The 20,026-nt window shown below is 72.2% G+C and carries 16 protein-coding genes and 1 pseudogene; 2 read left to right on the top strand and 15 right to left on the bottom strand.

The window, feature by feature from the left end:
- Position 1 precedes the first annotated feature (1 nt).
- The 4 genes from ASF37_RS10000 to ASF37_RS09985 all read right to left on the bottom strand — a co-directional run bounded on the left by ASF37_RS10000 (position 2) and on the right by ASF37_RS09985 (position 3,315).
- Complete coding sequence (locus ASF37_RS10000; protein WP_056575532.1) at positions 2–991, bottom strand: glycosyltransferase family 2 protein; 990 nt, start codon at positions 989–991, stop codon at positions 2–4.
- The gene (locus ASF37_RS09995) at positions 988–1,437 is read right to left on the bottom strand and encodes an adenylyltransferase/cytidyltransferase family protein (protein WP_235492913.1); all 450 of its coding nucleotides are present in this window, start codon (positions 1,435–1,437) and stop codon (positions 988–990) included. Before ASF37_RS09995 ends, ASF37_RS10000 begins: the two co-directional genes overlap by 4 nt.
- Positions 1,438–1,565: 128 nt before the next feature.
- Positions 1,566–2,489 carry a family 16 glycosylhydrolase gene (locus tag ASF37_RS09990; RefSeq protein WP_056575530.1) on the bottom strand — a complete coding sequence of 308 codons (924 nt, stop codon included), beginning with the start codon at positions 2,487–2,489 and terminating at the stop codon, positions 1,566–1,568.
- A gap of 16 nt (positions 2,490–2,505) precedes the next feature.
- Positions 2,506–3,315 carry a sigma-70 family RNA polymerase sigma factor gene (locus ASF37_RS09985; RefSeq protein ID WP_162237338.1) on the bottom strand — a complete coding sequence of 270 codons (810 nt, stop codon included), beginning with the start codon at positions 3,313–3,315 and terminating at the stop codon, positions 2,506–2,508.
- A gap of 268 nt (positions 3,316–3,583) precedes the next feature.
- On the opposite strand from ASF37_RS09985, the gene ASF37_RS09980 reads away from it, so the two are divergent.
- Complete coding sequence (locus ASF37_RS09980; RefSeq protein WP_056575527.1) at positions 3,584–4,840, top strand: Wzz/FepE/Etk N-terminal domain-containing protein; 1,257 nt, start codon at positions 3,584–3,586, stop codon at positions 4,838–4,840.
- 24 nt (positions 4,841–4,864) lie between these two features.
- Here the strand turns inward: ASF37_RS09980 and ASF37_RS09975 are convergent, their stop codons facing one another.
- From ASF37_RS09975 to ASF37_RS17585, 5 genes are all read right to left on the bottom strand, one after another.
- Positions 4,865–6,343, bottom strand: coding sequence for a lipopolysaccharide biosynthesis protein (locus ASF37_RS09975; protein WP_056575524.1), 1,479 nt, complete (start codon positions 6,341–6,343; stop codon positions 4,865–4,867).
- Complete coding sequence (locus ASF37_RS09970; RefSeq protein ID WP_369815233.1) at positions 6,333–7,625, bottom strand: O-antigen ligase family protein; 1,293 nt, start codon at positions 7,623–7,625, stop codon at positions 6,333–6,335. The genes ASF37_RS09975 and ASF37_RS09970 overlap by 11 nt, the downstream gene beginning before the upstream one ends.
- A 64-nt stretch (positions 7,626–7,689) precedes the next feature.
- Positions 7,690–8,397 carry a CDP-alcohol phosphatidyltransferase family protein gene (locus ASF37_RS09965; protein WP_055964465.1) on the bottom strand — a complete coding sequence of 236 codons (708 nt, stop codon included), beginning with the start codon at positions 8,395–8,397 and terminating at the stop codon, positions 7,690–7,692.
- An 855-nt stretch (positions 8,398–9,252) separates the two neighbouring features.
- Positions 9,253–11,444 (bottom strand): fibrinogen-like YCDxxxxGGGW domain-containing protein (locus ASF37_RS17750; protein ID WP_369815227.1); only part of this gene is annotated, 2,192 nt, incomplete at its 3' end.
- A 63-nt stretch (positions 11,445–11,507) separates the two neighbouring features.
- Positions 11,508–13,229, bottom strand: coding sequence for a delta-60 repeat domain-containing protein (locus ASF37_RS17585; protein ID WP_056580031.1), 1,722 nt, complete (start codon positions 13,227–13,229; stop codon positions 11,508–11,510).
- Positions 13,230–13,279: 50 nt separating this feature from the next.
- On the opposite strand from ASF37_RS17585, the gene ASF37_RS17580 reads away from it, so the two are divergent.
- The gene (locus tag ASF37_RS17580) at positions 13,280–13,678 is read left to right on the top strand and encodes a hypothetical protein (protein ID WP_056580029.1); all 399 of its coding nucleotides are present in this window, start codon (positions 13,280–13,282) and stop codon (positions 13,676–13,678) included.
- A 17-nt stretch (positions 13,679–13,695) separates the two neighbouring features.
- Here the strand turns inward: ASF37_RS17580 and ASF37_RS17745 are convergent.
- The 6 genes and pseudogenes from ASF37_RS17745 to ASF37_RS09925 all read right to left on the bottom strand — a co-directional run.
- Positions 13,696–13,806, bottom strand: a pseudogene (locus ASF37_RS17745) (fibrinogen-like YCDxxxxGGGW domain-containing protein); the annotation flags it as partial.
- A 177-nt stretch (positions 13,807–13,983) separates the two neighbouring features.
- Complete coding sequence (locus ASF37_RS09945) at positions 13,984–14,385, bottom strand: DUF779 domain-containing protein (RefSeq protein WP_055964453.1); 402 nt, start codon at positions 14,383–14,385, stop codon at positions 13,984–13,986.
- Positions 14,386–14,469: 84 nt separating this feature from the next.
- Entirely contained in the window at positions 14,470–15,993 is a 1,524-nt protein-coding gene (locus ASF37_RS09940) for an aldehyde dehydrogenase family protein (RefSeq protein WP_056580027.1), read from the bottom strand.
- An 816-nt stretch (positions 15,994–16,809) separates the two neighbouring features.
- On the bottom strand, positions 16,810–18,123 hold the full coding sequence (locus tag ASF37_RS09935; RefSeq protein WP_055964447.1) for a GAF domain-containing protein: 1,314 nt from the start codon (positions 18,121–18,123) through the stop codon (positions 16,810–16,812).
- A gap of 121 nt (positions 18,124–18,244) precedes the next feature.
- A complete protein-coding gene (locus ASF37_RS09930) occupies positions 18,245–19,063 on the bottom strand; it encodes an ABC transporter permease (RefSeq protein ID WP_056575513.1) in 819 nt (272 codons plus the stop codon).
- Positions 19,060–20,007 carry an ATP-binding cassette domain-containing protein gene (locus tag ASF37_RS09925; protein WP_055964441.1) on the bottom strand — a complete coding sequence of 316 codons (948 nt, stop codon included), beginning with the start codon at positions 20,005–20,007 and terminating at the stop codon, positions 19,060–19,062. The genes ASF37_RS09930 and ASF37_RS09925 overlap by 4 nt, the downstream gene beginning before the upstream one ends.
- Between the last annotated feature and the right edge of the window lie 19 nt (positions 20,008–20,026).

Raw genomic sequence — 20,026 nt, 5'->3', positions numbered from 1 at the left:
GTCAGATCCCCTTTCCGAAGCGTCGGGCCACGGTCACGACGGCGCCGGTGGTCGCCAGGCGCAGGCCGATGACGAGCGCGAGCCAGGCGCGAAGGTTGGTGCGGCGCAGGGCGATGGCGCGGCGGGCGTGTCGCCGACCTGCCGCTCGCTGGCCGGACGAGACCTCGCCGAACGCGATCTGCGAGAGCATGCGGGAGTGCGCGGCGTCGTCGCCGGCGAACTCCGGGTGCTTGGCCAGGAGGTAGGTGAGCGCCGCCGCGTAGTCGGCCCAGCGCCCGAAGAAGTAGGACTGGCCCTGCCAGCGCACCCGCACGAGGGGCTCGTTGACCAGCCGGACCGGCGCGAGGCGCGAGGCGCCGAGCAGGACGTCGGTGTCCTCGGCGTAGCCACGGGGCAGGTCCTCGTCGATCATGCCGATCTCGTGGACCAGCGCCTCGCGGCGGAACACGAAGCTGCTCGAGTGCAGGCCGCCGAACCGCTCGCGCACGAGCTCGGCGTGGGAGACGACGTCGCTCGGGACGAGACGGTCGGTGAGCCGCTCACCGTCGTCGACCTGCATGGCGGTGGCCACGAGGCGGACGTCGGGGTGGTCGCGGAAGAGGGGCATCTGCGCGGCGAGCTTGCCGGCCAGCCAGGTGTCGTCGTCGTCGAGGAACGCGACGAAGTCGTGGGAGGCGGCGAGGATGCCGCTGTTGCGGGCGCCGGCCAGGCCTCGGGTGCGCTCGTTCACGACGGCGCGCAGCGTCTGCGTCGGACCGGTGACCACGTCGGGGAGCACGGGGTCGCAGGCGTCGAAGACGACGACGACCTCGAGCGGACCTGCGTACTCCTGGTTCAGCACGCTGCGGACGGCCTCGGCCATCAGCTGCGGCCGGTCGTGCGTGGGCACGACCACGGTGACGGCCGGGGCGTACCCGGCCGCGTCGGCGTCGACGGCGCCGTCGGTGGTCCGACGGTCGACCTGCGAGGCCTGGACGGTCGGCACGCTCACAGCTGGCCCTCGAGCTCGGCGCCGGTGAGGTGGGCGCGCAGGATCGTGCTGGAGGTCTGGCGGGTGTACGGGTAGTAGACGACGTCGACGCCGATCTCACCCATCGACCGCTCGAGGCGGTAGCCCTTCGGCGTCCCCTGCCAGTCGTCACCCTTGAAGATGACGTCGAACGGCCGCTGGTCCCAGACCATCTTCTTGTCCTCGGAGCGGTCGATGACGACCTCGTCGACGATCCCGAGGGCCGAGATGATGTCGATGCGCTCGTCGCACGGGACGACCGGGGGCCGACCCTTCAGCAGCTCGACGTACTCGTCGCTGGCGACGCCCACCACGAGGTGGTGGCAACGGTGCCGCGCACGGCGCAGCAGGTTGAGGTGGCCCACGTGGAACATGTCGAACACGCCGCTGGCGTACCCCACGTCATAGGTCTTCCGGTCGATGGTCACCCTGTCTCCGATCCCCTGGATGTGACACTCATCCAGAAGGAGCAGCGAGGGTGTGTTCCGTGACGCCGGATGGAGGACCGGTTCTGGTGGCGCTCGTCACGGTCGCCGCAGCGGAGCCGCAGGACGCCTCAGGAGCGCGGCCGGAAGACCCGGACGTGGTCGACCTCGAGCGTGGCCGGGAGGCGGGTGGACCCGGGCTGCTCCGGGTCCAGGCGCCCCCAGTACCGTCCGCCGACCTGGAGGTTGAGCCGGATGTTCATCTCGTCGTCGAGGGCTGCGGCCAGGCGCGGCTCCTGGTCCAGGTCGACGTGACCGGTCGTGCGACCGTCGAGGGAGAAGCGCAGGCAACCGGGCACCCAGTCGACGGCGAAGACGTGGAAGTCGTCGGCCAGCGGCCCGGCGGCCGAGCCCCATCCACCCACGCGTCGGTATCCCTGCGGGGCGTCGGTGTCCTCGTGCACCGTCCAGGCGTACTGCGACGCCATGTCGTCGCGCGGGCGCGCCGCAGGCGTCCCCCAGGCCTCCACCACGTCGATCTCGCCCGGCAGGTCGTCGGCCCTCAGCCAGAACGCCGGCCAGAGGCCGCGCGACTCCCCGGGTGCCACGGGCAGCCGGGCCCGCACCTCCCACCGGCCGTACCGCTGCGAGAAGTGGCCGATGGTGTCGACGTACCCGGTCGTGACCGGGCGGAGGCCGCTCGGGTCGCCGGCGGCGTCGTCGCGCGCGGTGATCCGCAGCGTGCCGTCGGCCACGGACACGTTGTCGGCGCGGATCCTAGCCTGGTCGAACGACAGGGTGGTCGCGTCGCGCACGGTCCAGCGCTGCGGGTCGAGACCCGCGCGGCCCTGTCCTGCTCCGTCGAACTCCTCGGACCAGGTCGGCTCGCCCTGGTCCGGGTCGGACAGGTCGAGCGCGTCGACGTCGCCGGCGGAGCAGCGCACCGAGGCGTCGACCGACCGACCGCCTGACCCGTCGTCGCGCACCACGAGCACCCCCGCGGCGACGGCCGCGACCGCGACCGCCGCACCGACGACCAGCGGACCGCGTCTCACCGGTGGGACGACGCGGTCAGGCGCGCGCTGCGGCGACGACCGCGGCGGCGGTGACGATCCCCGCCGTCGCCCCGGCCATCGTGCTCAGGCCGTCGGCGACCCCGGTCGTGCCGGTGGGGGCGACCACGCGTGCGTTGACGTCCTCGATCTCGAGGTAGCTGGCCATGCACGCCGGGCAGGTCTCGAGGTGGGCGTGGATGCGCTTCTGCTCGCGCATGCCGGCCGTGCGCCGCACGAGCGAGGCCAGGCGGGGTCGCACACGACGACACTCCTCGGTCTCGGACGCGGTGTCGACGGAGACGTGCTGGGCGAGGTAGGCCTCGCGCAGCCCGGCCCGGGCCCGGTAGACGAGCGCTGACACGCTGTTGGGCTTGAGGTCGAGCCGCTCGGCGATCTCGTGCGGCTTGAGGCCCTCGACGTCGAGGTACCACAGCACGGTCCGCCAGCGCTCCGGGAGCGACTCGAACGCCGTGCGGACGAGGTCGCGCTCGAAGCTGTCGAGCTGGCCGTTGCCGAACGGGACCGCCGTGTCGATCTTGGCGAGGTCGTCGGTGGGCTGGACGCGCTGACGCAGCCGACCCCGACGTCCGGCCTCGTGGCGCACCGAGGTGAGGACGTAGGCGCGGAAGGCGTGGTCGGGACCGTTGCCACGACGCAGCTGGCCGAGCACCTGGGCGAAGGCCTCGGACACGGTGTCCTCGGCGTCGCCGTGCGAGGACAGACGTCTGGCGAGACGAAGGGCCACCGGTCGGTAGCGGCGGAAGAGCTCGGCATAGGCGTCGTCGTGACCGTCTCTGGCGAGCCCGAGCAGATGCGCGTCGTCCAACGTCGAGGTGGACGCGCGCACGGATGTGCACGAGTTTTCAGACATGTATTTCCCCTGGATGAGTTCCAGCCGTCGCTCGAGGTGACGAGCTCTCGGCCGGACCACCTGCGCTTTTTGACACAGGCGGTTACAACGAGCCCCATACTAGCGGCAGACCCGTGAGGGTCAATGACACACGTCACAGGGGTACGCGTCGGTACCCCGGCGTCATGAACGCCGGCCTCGGCACTCCTCTTGCATGATGTCCCGGTCCCAAGGAGCAAGTCCCATGCAGCCCGCACCGCCCCAGCCCGTCCAGCTCAGCGAGCTCGCGGGGTCGTTGCGCCGTCGCTGGCGCGTCCTCGCCCTCGGCGCCGCCGTCGGCCTGCTGCTCGGCGTCCTCGCCTGGGCGGTCCTCCCCGTGACCTACACGGCCACCACATCGGTCCGGGTCTCCTCGGTCGACGTGCCCTCGTCCTCGGGCTCGAGCGCCACCGCCGCCCTCGACGTCGCCACGGCCGCGCAGCTCGTGACCTCCGGCGACGTGCTCGCTGCCGCAGCCGACGACCTCGGCACCACCCGCGGCGAGCTGAAGGACGGCGTGGGCGTGGAGAACCCGCCCGACACCGCCGTGCTGAACATCACCTACACCGCCTCCTCCGCCGACGCCGCCGCCACCGGGTCGCGCGCCGTGGCCGAGGCCTTCCTCGGCGTGCGCGGCAAGACCGCGGCCGACGAGGTGCAGGCCCAGCAGGAGGCGACCTGGGACCGCGTCTCCATGCTCGAGCGCTCGGCGCAGCGCTACCCGGCCGGCTCCCCCGCCAAGGCCTCGATCCTGCGCCAGGCCGAGTCGCTGGGCGACCGTGCCGCCGAGCTCGCCACCGCCGACACCACCCCCGGCCAGATCCTCGGGGCCACCGCCACGCCGTCGGGCCCGTCCTCGCTCGGCGTCCTGCCGCTCGGCGTGGCCGGGCTGGCCCTCGGCCTGCTCGTCGCGGTGCCGGTCGCCCTGACCCGTCGCACCGCCCCGAGCGCCGGCATCGGCGACGTGGGCGGGCTCGGCTCGATCAACGAGGCGGCCGTCCTCGACGGAACCCGTGACCCGCGGCCGCAGGACACGTGGGACATCGCGGCGCTCATGCTCAAGCTCCCGAGCGAGGTGCCGGCCGACACCGGCTACACGCTCGTCGTCGACGGGTCGGTGGGCACCCAGCCCGGGACGGCCCTCGCCGAGGCGCTGCGCCGTCGCGGTCGCGTCGTGCGTCACGTCGACGCCGCCGTCATCAACGAGGGCAAGCTGGCCCGTGGGTGGCCCACCCAGCGCAAGCAGTCGACCTGGGGCGGCGAGGTGGTCGTCATCGACTCCTCCGAGCTCACGTCCGACGCGCTCAAGGTCACCCTCGCCACCCGGTGCGACCAGGTCGTGCTGGCTCGGTCCGTCGACGACGACGCGCTCGCCGCGCGCCGCCTCCGCGGGCTGCTGCGCGCCCAGGGTGTCGACGTCGCGCTCACCGTGCTGCTCCCGCAGCGCGGCGAGCGGCCGTGACGGGGCCGACGGCGACGGGGCGTCTCAGGCTCCGCGGAGCCTGACCAGGTCCAGCAGGCCCAGCCGTCGGCGCAGCAGGGCTCCGACGGTCAGGTAGACGACGGCGAGGGCCGCGGTCGTGGCCGCGGCCACCGCCGCACCGGTTCCCCACGTGGCGGCCACCAGCACGCTCGGCACCAGCACCATGACCACGGGGAGGGCCGCAGCCCACAGGATCGGGCCCCACGGCGGCCGCACGCCCATGAGGACCTGCACCTGGTAGCCCACGACCGCGGTGTCGACGACGATCGTGACCGCCCAGGCGATCGCGGCGCCCTCGATGCCCCAGTGCGGGACCAGCACGAGCAGCAGCACGACGTCGAGGGCGAGCGCGCCGGTCTTGTCGGCGAGCTGCCAGCTGCTGCGCCCGGCCATGAGGAGCACGCTCTGCACCGCGCCCGCCGCGGTGGCGACCGCCATGGCCGCCGCCAGCACGCGCAGGGACGGGGCACCGGAGTCGAACCCGTCGCCGAAGATGCCCAGCACCGGCTCCGCGAACACCGCCAGGACGGCGTAGAAGGGCCAGGCCGCCCACACCATGGCTGCGGTGACGACGCCGTACAGACGACCCACCAGGGCGTGGTCGCCCCGGGCCGACGCCGCACTGATGGCCGGACCGACGGCGATGCGCGCCGCCTGCTGCACCACCTCGCCGGCTCGTGCGCACCGCGTGACCACCGCGTACACGCCGGCCTCGGCCGGAGAGGCGAAGACCCCGACGATCACCACGTCGACCCACTCGAGCACGATCTCGACGCACGCCGTCGCACCACGCGCGGCACTGAACCGCCAGAAGCCGGGGTAGGCCGTCCGTGACCGGCCCTCGGGCCGGGCGCCACCCGTGACGTGACGCGCGGCGAGCGCGGCCGCGACGACCAGCACGAGGGGCACCGGCAGGAGCCAGGCCGCGACGACCTCGCTGACGCCCCAGCCGGCCAGCACCGCCACGCCGACGGCCACCATTCGACCGGCCGGCAGCAGGATGTTCTGCACCAGCGGGAACGCGAGCGGGTCGCCCGCCCCCCGGGTGATGCCCAGCGCCAGGGCCGTGAGGGAGGCCAGCACGGTGAGCGGGACGGCAGCCACGGCCACGACCGGCGAGAGACCCGACGGCGCGACCGTGAGGGCCAGGGGGATGCCGAGAGCCACCACGACCGCCCCGCCCACCAGGACGGGGACCACGGCGGTCCGGACGATCTGCGGCGTGTCCTGAGGTCGGCCCAGCGCCCGGGTGGCCGCGACGAACCGCACCAGCCCCGTGTCGGCACCGAGCTCGGCGCTGTTGGCGACGATCAGGAAGACGGCGACGACCAGGAAGTAGACACCCGATCCCTCGGTCCCCAGGTGCCGGCCGACCAGCGCGGCCAGCACGAGGTTGACCATCGCCCCGAGGGCGCCCCCCACGAGGTTCGCGACGGCTGCCGTGCCGAGGCCCGACCGAGCGGAGGTGACCTCAGTCGTCATCGTCGAGGCCGTAGCGACGTCTCAGCAGGATCGCCGCCACGAGCGCGATGGCGAGGAGCTGGATGATGTCGAGGCCGTACACGATGATCGCGAGGCTCGAGACGACGAGCGTCGCGTGCAGGGCCACGTCGACGTCGTCGCGGCAGTACCGGGTGCGCCAGGTGGAGCCCCAGAGGAACGCGAGGAACAGCGCCAGCCCGACGAAGCCGAAGCTGAACATGAGCGTCCAGATGTAGCCCTGCGTGCCGACCGAGAGCGCCTGCTCGGCGGAGGGCCGGGGCGCGCCGTACCCCAGGAGCGGCGAGGCCAGGGTGCGCTGGATCGTCTCGGCGTAGAGCGTGAAGCGGGCCCCGTTGGACTGGCCGTACTCCTGACGTACCTCGAACTGGGTGAACAGGCCCTGCCAGACCAGCACCGCTCCGGCGACCAGCCCGAGCAGGGTGAGCGTGATGACCGGTGCCGCCCGGTCGCGCAGCGCGTACCTCACGAGCACGTAGGCCCCGGCCAGGGCGAGCGCGGCGAACATGCCGCGGTTCGACGTGGCCATGGCCGGGAAGATCATGACGCCCGCACCGACGATGATGGCGCAGCGCAGGAGCCACGACCGGGTCATCATGAAGCAGGCGAGCGCGATCGGGGTGAGCACGAGGATGGCGACGCCCCAGCTGTTGGCGTACGGGAAGGGCGCCGACGGACGGACGAACGGCTCGGGTGCACCCCAGGGGTGCTGCACCTCGGCGAACGGCGGGAAGAACAGGTCGCGCACGTAGGAGTTGCCGCTGATCGAGGCCGGCAGGAGCAGGCCGACGGGCGTCGTGAGTCGGGTTCCCGGCAGGATCATGCCGAGCACTCCGCCGGCGATCACGAAGAACCACAGGAACGTGAGCCCGTGCACGAGCCGACGCCGGGTGAGGCGCGTGCGCGCCGCGACCGTGTACACGAAGGCGATCGCGACGAAGGACATGATGGCCAGGCGGAAGCCGAAGCCGAGCATGCGTGGTCCGGTGTCGATCATCACCGCCGACGCCGCCATCCACAGGCACAGTCCGACGAGCGCTCCCACGCCGGGGACCCAGAGGGCGTAGCGCCGCACCAGCATGAAGCCGAGCATGACGACGGCCATGGTGACGGCGCCGGGCACGACGGTGAGTCCGAGGACCCACATGAGCGGGAAGCCCCAGAGCATCGTGAGGAGCGGCCAGGCCGGCAGGGGGTCCGACGGCAGACGCCGGGTCGGCTCGGTGCCGACGAGGTCGGTCCACGACACCTCGCGCGCCCTCATCGCTGCCACCGCCCCATGCTCGCACGCAGCCCGGTGGCCGGCCCGCGGTTCGACCCGAGCGGGCTCATCCGAGCGCGCGCAGCGCCCGGAGGCGGCGGCGCAGGGTCATGACGAGCAGGAGCAGGTTCGCGGCGGCGAGCAGGCCGTACCCCAGCAGGAAGGCACCCGTGAGGGGCCAGAGCAGGAAGACCAGGTTCTGCACCCCGACGTCGGCCGGCAGCTGCACGATCGAGGAGTACCGACCGGCCGACGCCGCCCGGTCGCTCCTGCGGGGCGCGAGCTGCTCGGCGAGGATCTGGGCGAAGAACCGCAGCGAGGCGACGAACGCGAAGCCCAGCGGCAGGAGCGCCCATGCCGCGTCGAGGTCGGTGTGGCGCAGCAGCGCCACGGCCACGGCCAGGTGGAGCGCCAGGGTCCGGGCGGCGTCGACCGTGTGGTCGAGCCACTCCCCCGCCACCGAACCGCTGCCACGCAGCCGCGCGAGCTGTCCGTCGGCCGCGTCGAACGCGAACGCACCCTGCAGCAGCAGGGTGACGGCCACGCCCGTGAGCACGCTCGGCGCCGGGAGCACCAGCACGGCGAGGGCGGCCACGACCAGCAGGGCGCTGACGGCCGTCATCTGGTCGGGCGTGGCCCCGAACCGGTGCGCCACCGCGGCGATGCCGCGCCCCAGTCGACGATTGACCGCACGCATGTACAGCGGCACACCGGTGCCGTCCTTCTGGGCTGCGGCGAGCCGGTCCCAGGAGGTGCGGACGTCGAGTGCGGTCATGGGGATCCTCAGCGGGAGGCGACGACGTTCGCGTCGAAGCTGGTGGTCGGGGTGCTCCGGTAGTTGGAGTGCACCTCGGCGGTGATGACGTTCGACCCGTTGCGCAGCGCCGAGAGCGGGATGTCGATGCTCACCGGGTTGTTGGTCGCGCTGGTCGTGGTCGGCGCGGCCGTGGCGTACGTGTTCGGACCGACCGTGCCGGTGGGCAGGTTGACCCGGGCCACCTCGGTGCCGTTGACGTAGACGACCACGCCGTCGTCGGCCCGTGTCGTGAGCCGGTAGCGGGTGAAGGCGCCGACGTCGGCGACGTCGAAGGTGCGCCGGTAGTGGGACGTGAGGGCGCGCGTGCTGCCCGCCGCGACGTCGATGTTGGTCGCGATCGGACCGCTGCCCCACCCCAGCGGGGCGGGCCCGCTGCGCCAGCCGGACGCGTCGAAGGAGTCGCCCTTCCAGTCCGTGGCCACCGGTGCGGTGTTGTCGAAGTAGTAGGACCAGGTGGCACCGTCGGCCAGGACGGTCGCCGACTGCGCCGGCCGGACGACGGCGGTGGAGGCCGACCAGTTGCCCTGGCCGTCGCTGGCCCGCACGAAGAACCGGTCGGCCGAGGTGGAGTCCGGCACCGAGACCGTGGTGGAGGTAGTCGTGGCGACGACCCGGTCGTTGCGCAGCACCTCGTAGGTGACGCCGTTCGTCGAGCCGGCCTTCCACGAGACGGTGGCCGACGAGCCCTCGACGACGGCCTTGGCGTCGCTGGGCGCCGACGGGGCCGTCGCCGGACGCTGCGCGAACCGCGCGAAGCCGCCGGAGAACTGGTTGCCCCCGCCGTCCTTCACGCTCGTCTGGATCGACCCGCCNACGGCCTTGGCGTCGCTGGGCGCCGACGGGGCCGTCGCCGGACGCTGCGCGAACCGCGCGAAGCCGCCGGAGAACTGGTTGCCCCCGCCGTCCTTCACGCTCGTCTGGATCGACCCGCCGGCCCACAGCGTGCCGTCCTTGGCGACGGTGGCCGCCCACACGCCGAACCCGCCGCGGGACTTCCACTGCGGCGCGAAGGTGGTGACGAAGGCGCCGGTGGTGTTGTCCCAGGCACCCAGCAGCGAGATCTTGCCTGCCTGGGTCCACTGCACGGACGTCGTGCCCGGGTTGAAGTTGTCGTAGTTCGTGGTGCCGGAGTAGTTCCAGTCACCGCAGTGGCAGCCGCCGTAGGCGACCTTGTCGCCGAGACCGCCCGTGATGGCCTGCAGGTCACCGCCGGCCTTCGTGATGCCGGTGTCCTTCAGGGCGAAGTCGGTGGTGTCGTAGGAGAACATGCTGTGCTGCGAGCCGCCCAGCCACACCTTGCCCCCGACCTGCTTGACGGCCTGCTGGTAGCTGGCACCACCCGTGCTGTAGGTCGGGTTCCAGGCCGGGGTGGTGACCGCGGCGCCCGCCGCCGTGCTGATGGCCACGCCCTTCTTGACCGTGGTGGCACCCGAGGCGGTCATGTAGCCCGCGAAGTAGGCGCGCGCACCGTCGTCGGAGACGTCGAGGGCCGCGACGCTGCCGTTGAAGTTCGGGTTCCAGCCTGCGTCGCCGTTGCCGGTGGAGAGGTCGATGCGGCCCGCGTTGCGGGCGTAGGCGGCGTTGGTGCCGCGCACCAGGTGGGTGAAGACCCCGCCGACGTAGAGCCGTCCGCCGGACACGTCGAGCCCGCGGACGCTGACCTTGGCGCTGGTGCCGCGGTTCTCGACGACCGTGGTCCAGGAGGACGACAGGGCGCCGGTGGCGTCGAGGACCGTGAGGCCGGTGCGGCCCTGGCCGTTGACGGTCGTGAACTCGCCGCCGACGGCGAGTCGGCCGTCGGGCAGGGCCGCGAGCGACCGGACCTGGTTGTCGAACGTGGGCCGGAACGAGGAGATCCACTCGCCGGTCGTGGCGTCGAACGCGGCGAGGTAGGACTGACCTTCGCTCTGCGTGCCGCTCTGGTTGCGCACGGAGGTGAAGTTGCCGCCCACGTACATCGTGTTGCCGATCTGCGCGAACGCCTGCACCTCGGTCGCGAGCTCACCGGTGCCGCCGGCTCCGGTGCCGGTGACGCCCCACGGCTGGGCCAGCGAGCCGCTCTTGGCCACCGGCAGCGCCGTGACGGCACTGGTCCCCGCATCGGGGACGGTCTCGAACGAGAGGTCGGACTGACGCAGCCGCGGGCGGACGAAGACCTGGGTGAACGGCGTGGCGTTCCCGCTGCCCGTGGCGTAGAGGTAGCTCGACGAGGCCGTCGAGCCGGTGACTCCGCTGCCGTAGTTGAAGCCCCGCACCCAGCCGTTGGTGCTGGACTCGAACGTCCAGACCCGGCGCAGGCGGTTGCTCGAGAGGGTGGACGTGGTGCCGAAGTCGCGCGAGGTGGCGCCGGAGAAGGACGTGCCGTCGAACGATGCGGACGTGAGCGGGTGACCCGCGCCGAACGCCCACGACCACGAGGCCAGCGAGCGGATCTGCACCCGCACGTCCTGCCAGGAGGTGCCGTCGACGGTCGCGGCGCGCCGCAGGCGGATGCCGTCGGTGAGGGCGTCGACACGCTTGCCGCCCAGCAGGGCGTCGACGGTCGCGGTGGACAGCTTCTTCGGCGCGAACGCCGACTGACCGGTCGGGGTCGACGCGATCTGGGCCGGGGTGCCCTGGGCGTCGCCGTCCCAGTTCCAGCCGTCTCGACCACGGCCCACGAGCACCCAGCCGCCGCCGTCGGTGGTCATGTCGCAGTAGAACTGCGTGGGCGTCCGCAGCTGAGGTGTCAGCAACCAGTAGACGCCGTCGGTCGCCGAGGGCTTGACCTGCTTGACCTCCCAGCACGAGGCGGCCGCCGCCGCCTGGTTCGAGCCGTCGGGGACCACCGTGGCCGCCTGGGCGGCGGGCACGACGCCGGTCAACCCGGTGACGACGACGGCGAAGGCGGCCGCGAGCGCGGCGAGGCTGGTCTTGGTACGCACGGAGGATCCTTGATCGGTTCGGGGCGCGAGCCGGTCGTTCCCCCGACGGCCCACGGAGTGGAGGAGCACCGCGGCCCGCATCCATGACGCGACTGCCCTGCCGGAGTTCGGGTGGGTCGGGTCACACGTCCCGGGTCGACCCGCTCAGGAGGCGCGCACGAGGGCGGTGGAGGCCGACCAGTTGCCCTGGCCGTCGGCGGCCCGCACGAAGAACCGGTCGGCCGAGGTGGAGTCCGGCACCGAGACCGTCGTGGAGCTGGTCGTGGCGACGACCCGGTCGTTGCGCAGCACCTCGTAGGTGACCCCGCTCGTCGAGCCGGCCTTCCACGACACGGTGGCCGACGAGCCCTCGACGACGGCCTTGGCGTCGCTGGGCGCCGACGGGGCCGTCGCCGGACGCTGCGCGAACCGCGCGAAGCCGCCGGAGAMGACGGCCTTGGCGTCGCTGGGCGCCGACGGGGCCGTCGCCGGACGCTGCGCGAACCGCGCGAAGCCGCCGGAGAACTGGTTGCCCCCGCCGTCCTTCACGCTCGTCTGGATCGACCCGCCCGCCCACAGCGTGCCGTCCTTCGCCACCGTCACCGCCCACACGCCGAACCCGCCGCGGGACTTCCACTGCGGCGCGAACGTCGTCACGAACGCACCGGTGGCGTTCTCCCAGGCACCCAGCAGCGAGATCTTGCCCGCCTGCTTCCAGGCCACCGAGGTGGACCCGACCTTCAGCGTGTCGTAGCTCGTGGCGCCGGTGTAGCTCCAGTCACCGCAGTGGCAGCCGCCGTACACGATCCGGCCGTTGTCGCCGATCGCCTGCAGGTCACCGCCCGCCCGGGTGAGGTGCGCGGCCTTCAGCGCCAGGGTGCTCGCGTCGTACGCGAACATGCTGTGCTGCGAGCCGCCCAGCCAGACGCGGGACCCGACCTGCCGGACCGCCTGCTGGTACGTCGCCGTGCCCGTGGTGCTGTAGCGAGGCTTCCAGGCCGGTGACGCGATGCCTGCGCCCGAGGCCGTGCTGAGCGCGAGGCCCTTGCGCACGGTCCGTCCCGCTGCCTTGGTCATGTAGCCCGCGAGGTAGACGCGCTTCCCGTCCGCTGCGACGTCGAGGTCGGCCACCGTGCCGTTGATGCGCGGCTTCCACGCCCCGTCCCCGCTGCCGGTGCTGAGCTTGATCCGCGCCACGTAGGGCATGGCCGACGACGCCGACCCTCGCACGACGTGGGTGAACCGTCCGCCGAGGTAGAGGCGTCCCCCGGCCACGTCCATCGCGCGCACGGACGCCTTCTCGTCCCCGGTGCGGCGCACGACCCCCGCCGTCCAGGTCCGGTCGAGGGCGCCCGAGGTGGTGAAGACGGCCACGCTGCGTCGCAGGACGCCGTTCACGGACGTGAAGTCGCCGCCGACCGCCAGGCGGCCGTCGGGCAGGGCGGCCAGGGCCCGGACCTGGCGGTCGAGGCTCGGGCGGAACGACGAGATCCACTCACCCGTCGTGGCGTCGAAGGCGGCGAGGTAGGACTGCTTGACGCTCTGGGAGCCCGACTGGTTGCGCACGGTGGTGAAGTTGCCGCCCACGTACATCGTGTTGCCCACCTGAGCGAACGCCTGCACCTCCGTGCCGAGCTCGCCGGCACCACCGGACCCGGTGCCGGTGACGCCCCACGGCTGGGCCAGCGAGCCGCTCCTGGCCACGGGCAGCGCGGTGACCGCACCGGTCCCGGTGTCGGGGACGGTCGCGAACGAGAGGTCGGACTGACGCAGCCGCGGGCGGACGAAGACCTGCGTGAACGGCGTCGCGTAGCCGCTGCCCGTCGCGTAGAGGTAGGACGAGGACCCGGTGCTCCCGGCGACGGCCTGTCCGTGGTTGAACCCCACGAACCCAGCCGTTGGCCTGCGACTCGTAGGTCCAGACCCGACGCAGGCGGTTGGCGGAGGTCGTCGACGTCGTGCCGGCGTCACGCGAGGTGGCGCCGGAGAACGACGTGCCGTCGAACGAGGCCGAGGTGAGCGGGTGGCCGGCGCCGAAGGCCCACGACCACGAGGCCAGCGAGCGGATCCGCAGACGCACGTCCTGCCACGACGTCCCGTCGGCGTTCGCGGCACGACGCAGGCGGATGCCGTCGGTGAGGGCGTCGACACGCTTGCCACCCAGCAGGGCGTCGACCGTCGCCGTCGACAGCTTCTTCGGCGCGAACGCCGACGGTCCCGTCGGCGCCTTCGCGATCTGCGCCGGGGTGCCCTGGGCGTCGCCGTCCCAGCGCCAGCCGTCGCGACCCCGACCGACGAGCACCCAGCCACCGCCGTCGGTCGTCATGTCGCAGTAGAACTGCGTGGGCGTCCGCAGCTGCGGGGTCAGCAGCCAGTAGACGCCGTCGGTCGCCGAGGGCTCGACCTGCTTGACCTCCCAGCACGACGCCGCGGCCGACGCCTGGGTCGAGCCGTCGGGGACCACCGTGGCCGCCTGCGCGGCAGGCGCGGTACCGAGGTGCGCCGACGTCGTGACCGCCACCGGGACGATCACGAGCGCGACCAGTCGTCGGGCAGCGGTCGTCCAGGTCACCGACCGACCGTGCCACGTCGGTGGAGGTCGTGCACCGACAATGCCGAGATCCGCGCTGTGAGCCGCGGCTCAGACCACCGGCACCAGGGCTGCGGTCTCCTCCTCGGTGAAGATGCGCGAGCGGATGATGAACCGCTTGCCCGTGGGCCCCTCGATCGAGAAGCCGGCACCGCGCCCGGGCACCACGTCGATCGTGATGTGGGTGTGCGACCAGTAGTTGAACTGCTCGCGCGAGATGTGCACCGGCACCACGCCGGCCTCGTCGATGCCCGGCTCGGGACCGATGTCGAGGTCGCCGAGGTGCACGTCGGTGGGCCCCACGATGTAGAAGCCCTGGGTGAAGCACATGGGTGCCGACCCGTCGCAGCAGCCGCCCGACTGGTGGAACATCAGGGGCTTGCCGTGCGACGTCCGGAGCTCGCGCAGGAGGTCGGCGGCCTTCTCGGTCATCGCGATGCGCTCGACGGTCATGACGGCTCCTTCGGGTGGGACGGATGGAGGACGACCTCGAGGTCCGACCCTGCGGCCGGACCTCGAGGCGTCAGTGCTGTCGGCTCAGAAGAAGCCCTGGGCGTTGTTGGAGTAGCTCACCAGCAGGTTCTTCGTCTGCTGGTAGTGGTCGAGCATCATCAGGTGGTTCTCGCGGCCGATGCCGGAGGACTTGTAGCCACCGAAGGCGGCGTGCGCCGGGTACGCGTGGTAGTTGTTCGTCCACACGCGGCCCGCCTGGATGTCACGACCGGCGCGGTACGCCGTGTTGGTGTCGCGCGACCACACCGCGGCGCCGAGGCCGTAGAGCGTGTCGTTGGCGATGCTCATGGCGTCGTCGTAGCCGTCGAACCCGGTGACCGAGACGACGGGGCCGAAGATCTCCTCCTGGAAGACCCGCATCTTGTTGTGGCCCTGGAAGATCGTCGGCGCCACGTAGTAGCCGCCCGACAGGTCGCCGCCGAGGTCCACCCGCTCGCCACCGGTGATGATGCGAGCACCCTCCTGCACGCCGATCTCGAAGTAGCTGAGGATCTTCTCCAGCTGGTCGTTGCTGGCCTGCGCGCCGATCATCGTGTCGGTGTCGAGCGGGTTGCCCTGCTTGATCTGCTTGGTCCGCTCGGTGGCGGCGGGCAGGAACTGCTCGAGGATCGAGTTCTGGATCAGTGCGCGGCTCGGGCAGGTGCAGACCTCGCCCTGGTTGAGGGCGAACATCGTGAAGCCCTCGAGCGCCTTGTCGTAGAACGCGTCGTCCTTGGCCGCGACGTCCTCGAAGAAGACGTTGGGGCTCTTGCCGCCGAGCTCCAGCGTGACGGGGATGAGGTTCTGGCTGGCCATCTGCATGATCAGCCGGCCCGTGGTGGTCTCGCCGGTGAAGGCGATCTTGCGGATCCGGCTGGAGGAGGCAAGCGGGGCCCCGGCCTCGGTGCCGAAGCCGTTGACCACGTTGACGACGCCCGGGGGCAGCAGGTCGGCGATCAGCTCCATCAGCAGCATGATCGAGGCCGGCGTCTGCTCGGCGGGCTTGATGACCACGGCGTTGCCGGCGGCCAGCGCGGGTGCCAGCTTCCAGACGGCCATGAGGATCGGGAAGTTCCACGGGATGATCTGGCCGACGACGCCCAGCGGCTCCTGGAAGTGGTAGGCCACGGTGTCGTCGTCGATCTGCGACAGGTGGCCCTCCTGGGCCCGGATCGCGCCGGCGAAGTACCGGAAGTGGTCGACGGCGAGCGGGAGGTCGGCGGCCATGGTCTCGCGGACCGGCTTGCCGTTGTCCCACGTCTCGCCCACAGCGAGCATCTCGAGATTCTGCTCGATGCGGTCGGCGATCTTGTTGAGGACGACGGCACGCTCGGCCACGGACGTCTTGCCCCACGCGGGTGCGGCGGCGTGGGCGGCGTCGAGGGCGGCCTCGATGTCCTTGGCGGTCCCGCGGGCGATCTCGCAGAAGACCTTGCCGTTGACCGGCGAGACGTTCTCGAAGTACTGGCCATTCGCGGGGGCCTTGTACTCGCCGCCGATCCAGTGGTCGTAGCGCGACTTGTAGGTGACGACGGAACCGTCGGTACCGGGCTGGGCGAACACGCTCATGGTGGCTCCTCGGAGGGGGTGGGATCAGGTGGGCGTGACGCTAGTCACAGGATCGTTGCAACGACGTTGTGTCGACGTTGCGGGGTGGTTGCCCCGGCCGCTGCTGCGTCGATCTGGGTGGGTCTTCGGTTGCTGCTGCGCTCCCGCGGGTGGGGTTCGACCTGCGGCTGCGCTCCCGCGAGTGGGGCTTCCCCTGCGGCTGCGCTCCCGCGAGTGGGTCTTCCCCTGCGGCTGCGCTCCCGCGAGTGGGGCTTCGACCTGCGGCTGCGTCGCTGTGGCTGCGAGGCGGGTCGGTCTCCGAAAGGGCCTCGACCGGCGGGATGGGTACCGGGTCGGGTGGGCACTCGGAGCGCGGCTCGGGGGACGCAAGATTCTGCGTTCGTGCGTGAGAGGGCGAAGGATGCTGCGTTCGTGGTCGGATCCCGCCACCAACGCAGCATCGTTCGGGCTTCCGCGCGCGAAGGCAGAATCCTGCGTCCAGCGGGGCTTCGGTACGCGGCGGGTGGGCAGGGGTTCTCCCTTCGCGCGGGACGGTCCACGAGAAGGGAGAATCCCTGCCCGTACGGGCCCCATTTCGTCGCCACGATTCTTCCTTCGCGTGGCACGGTCCACGCGAAGGAAGAACCGTGCGTGGATCCCGCGCAGAGGGAGAATCGTGGCCGCGCCCCGCAGACCCAGCCGGGCCGAGACCCACCGTTCCGGTCGAGGCACTTTTCGGAGACCGACCCGACGCGAAGCCACAGCGACGCAGCCGCGGGAGAACGCGCAGCCACAGCATCGCAGCAGCGGGCGGAGACCCAGCCGCAGCTCGCCCCCTCAGCCGAACGCGCGGTCGAGCTTCTCGACGTGGGCCGCGACCTGCGCGTAGCGGGGCGACGTCGTCGGGAGGATCTCCAGCGCCCGCGACCAGACCCCGAGGTCGTCACGACCGTGCGGGGTGTCGGCGAACGACAGGACGGCGTCGGCGTCGTCGCTGGCCAGCAGGGCCGAGACCAGCTCGAGGTGCAGGTCGTCGCGCAGCTCCTCGACCGCCGGGGCGGTCGAGGCCGGCAGCACCGGCCCGCGGTAGGCCGCCACGGCGCTGCGCAGCCGACCGTCGCGCAGCAGGTCGCGCACCTCGTCGACGTCGGTGCGCACCGCCGTGCGCAGACGGTAGGGCCGCGACGCGAGCTCCAGGGGCCCGAGCACCCCGCGCAGGCGCGACAGCTCGGCACGGATGGTGACCGGCGCCTGGTCGTCGTCGCTCAGCGCCACGCCCAGCTCGGCCGCGGTGAGCCCGTCGGGCGCCCGCGTCAGCAGCAGCAGGAGCTCGCTGTGGCGTCCGCTGAGCCGCGACGTGAGCGGACCGACCTGCAAGGTGGCGCCGTGCACGCCGAGCACGTCGAGCCTGGGGGCGGACCAGCCGCTCGAGACCTGCAGCGGCGACGCGCTCGGCTGGAGCCGGGCGATCCGCAGCTCCGCCTCCACGGCCGCAGCCGTCGCGCGGACGAAGCCCAGCCCCTGCGCGGTGGCCACCTCGGCTCCGCCGGTCACGTCGAGGACACCGAGGATCGCACCGGTGTCGGGGTCGTGGATGGGAGCCGCCGAACAGCTCCAGGGCGTGACCTGGCGCCCGAGGTGCTCGGGACCGAAGATCTGCACGGGCCGGTCGATCGCCAGGGCGGTGCCGGGCGCGTTGGTACCGGCGCTCGTCTCGCTCCAGTCGGCGCCGGGCATGAAGTGCATCGCCTCGGCCCGGGAGCGCAGGCCCGACGACCCCTCGACCCACAGCAGCTGACCGGCCGCGTCGCTGACCGCCACGAGCAGCCCGGCGTCGGCGGCGCTCTCGACGAGCAGCCGTCGGATGACCGGCAGGCCGGGGGCCAGCGGGTGGTGCTCGCGGATCTCGCGCAGGGCCTCGTCGTCGAGCGTGATGCGGGGCAGGTCGGTCTCGGGGTCGAGGCCACCGGCCACGCTGCGCTTCCAGGAGTCGCGCACGACCGAACGCACCGGCGCGTCGGTGGTGCCGGAGGTCAGGAACTCCTCGTGCGCGCGGCGGAGCCAGCGCGACAGGGAGTCCGGGTCGGAGCCCGCCGGTACGGCGACGTCGTGCTGCCGCTCGTGCGCCCTGGGCTCCGACGTGCGTGGCATGGAGAAAGTCTACGTGACCTGGCTCACGGGGACAGGGGAGCAAGGTCCCGAGTTCCGGCCGACCGGAGGACGTCCATCGACCGTCTGGGGGGCGTCGCGCCGAACCGCCGCGGAGGCTGGGTCAGGCGTCGCGCCGCACGAAGGCGACGGTGCCCAGCACGAGCAGCACCACCACGAAGACCGCCATGACCAGACCGCCCCCGACCGGACCGAACGGGACGACGCCGAAGATCTGCAGGGCGTTGTCCAGGGAGAGGCGCGTGTACATCTGTCCGCCTGCGTCGTAGGGCAGGAAGCGCAGCACCTCGACGAGCCCGCCACGGCCCGAGGGGTCGTCGGAGGCGGCCTTGATCGCGAGGACGACCGCCTTCACGAGGCCCTCGACGAGTGACGGGATGAGCAGCAGCATGGCCACGGCCGCCGTCTGGTTGCGGGTCAGCGTGGCGAACGCGAGCCCCGAGAGCGAGAACAGGGTCGTGTAGAGGACGGTGCCCAGGGCGATGTCGCGCAACCCCTCGAACGTGGGCATGCCGACCCCGAACACCAGGGCGCTGAGGGCCGCGATCCCCACGCACACCAGCGCAGCCACGAGCGACAGCACGGCCGTCGTGAGGATCTTCGCGAGCATGACCGAGATGCGGCTCGGCAGGGCGGTCAACGTCGCGCGGATCATGCCGTGGCGGTACTCGTGACCCATCGAGAACACGCCGAGCAGGCCGATGACGTAGGCGATGAACAGCGGGGCGAAGCCGAGCGAGGCCCCCACGGTCACGAGGATCGCGAACGTGTTGTCGCCGCCCGACAGCGGGCCGGTCTCAGGGAGGTTCCAGGCGATGAGCACGCTGAGCAGGAGCTGGAAGGCGAAGGCCACCCCGAGGATCCAGTAGGTGGACCGGATGGTGCGCAGGCGCGCCACCTCGTAGCGCAGGGCGTCGATCATCGCTCTCCTCCGCCCTCGCGGTCGTGGCCCGGGTCGGCGATCGCGCCTCGGTACTCCTCGTCGAGACCGGTGGCCGCGAGGAAGGCCTCCTCCAGCGTGGCCCGCCGGGTGGACAGCTCGTGCACGCGCACGCCGTGCTCGTGCGCGAGGTCGCCGATGCGGGCGGCGTCGAGACCGGAGACGACCTGGGCTCCGTCGGCGTCCGGGGTGAGCGTGGCCCCGGCGGCGGTCAGGACGGGGGCGAGGACGTGGAGGTCGGGGCTGCGCAGCAGCACCTGGACCGTGCCGCCGTGCTCGACGAAGTCGCTCACGGGACCGTTGGCCAGCAGGCGCCCGCGACCCACGACCACGAGCTCGTCGGCCAGGAGCGCCATCTCCTGCAGCAGGTGGCTGGAGACGAAGACGGAGCGGCCCTCGCCGGCGAGGTGCCGGAGCAGCTGGCGCAGCCAGGTGATGCCCTGGGGGTCGAGCCCGTTGCTGGGCTCGTCGAGCACGAGGGTGTGCGGGTCGCCGAGCAACGCCGCCGCGATGCCCAGCCGCTGCCCCATGCCGAGGCTGAACTTCTTGGGTCGGCCCTTCGCGACCGAGGTCAGGCCGACCAGCTCGAGGACCTCGTCGACGCGACGCCGCTCGATGCGGTTCGCGACCGCCAGCATCTGCAGGTGGTGGCGGGCCTGGCGCGTGGGGTGGAAGGGCTTGGCCTCCAGCAGGGCGCCGACGTGGCGCATGGGCTGCTCGAGCTCGCCGAAGGTGCGGCCGTCGAACGTGGTGCGGCCCTCACCCCGGTCCAGCCCGAGCATGAGCCGCATCGTGGTGGACTTGCCCGAGCCGTTGGGACCGAGGAACCCCGTGACGCTGCCGGGCGTCACGGTGAAGCTCAGGTCGTCGACCGCGCGACGGGTGCCGTAGGACTTGCCGAGCCCTCGTGCCTCGATGACTGCCACGGCGCCAGCCTGCCAGAGA

The organism is Aeromicrobium sp. Leaf289 (assembly GCF_001423335.1).
In the GTDB taxonomy this organism is placed as follows: domain Bacteria; phylum Actinomycetota; class Actinomycetes; order Propionibacteriales; family Nocardioidaceae; genus Aeromicrobium.
Note: the sequence above shows the minus strand (reverse complement) of the source record. Positions and strands in the feature narration are given on the sequence as shown.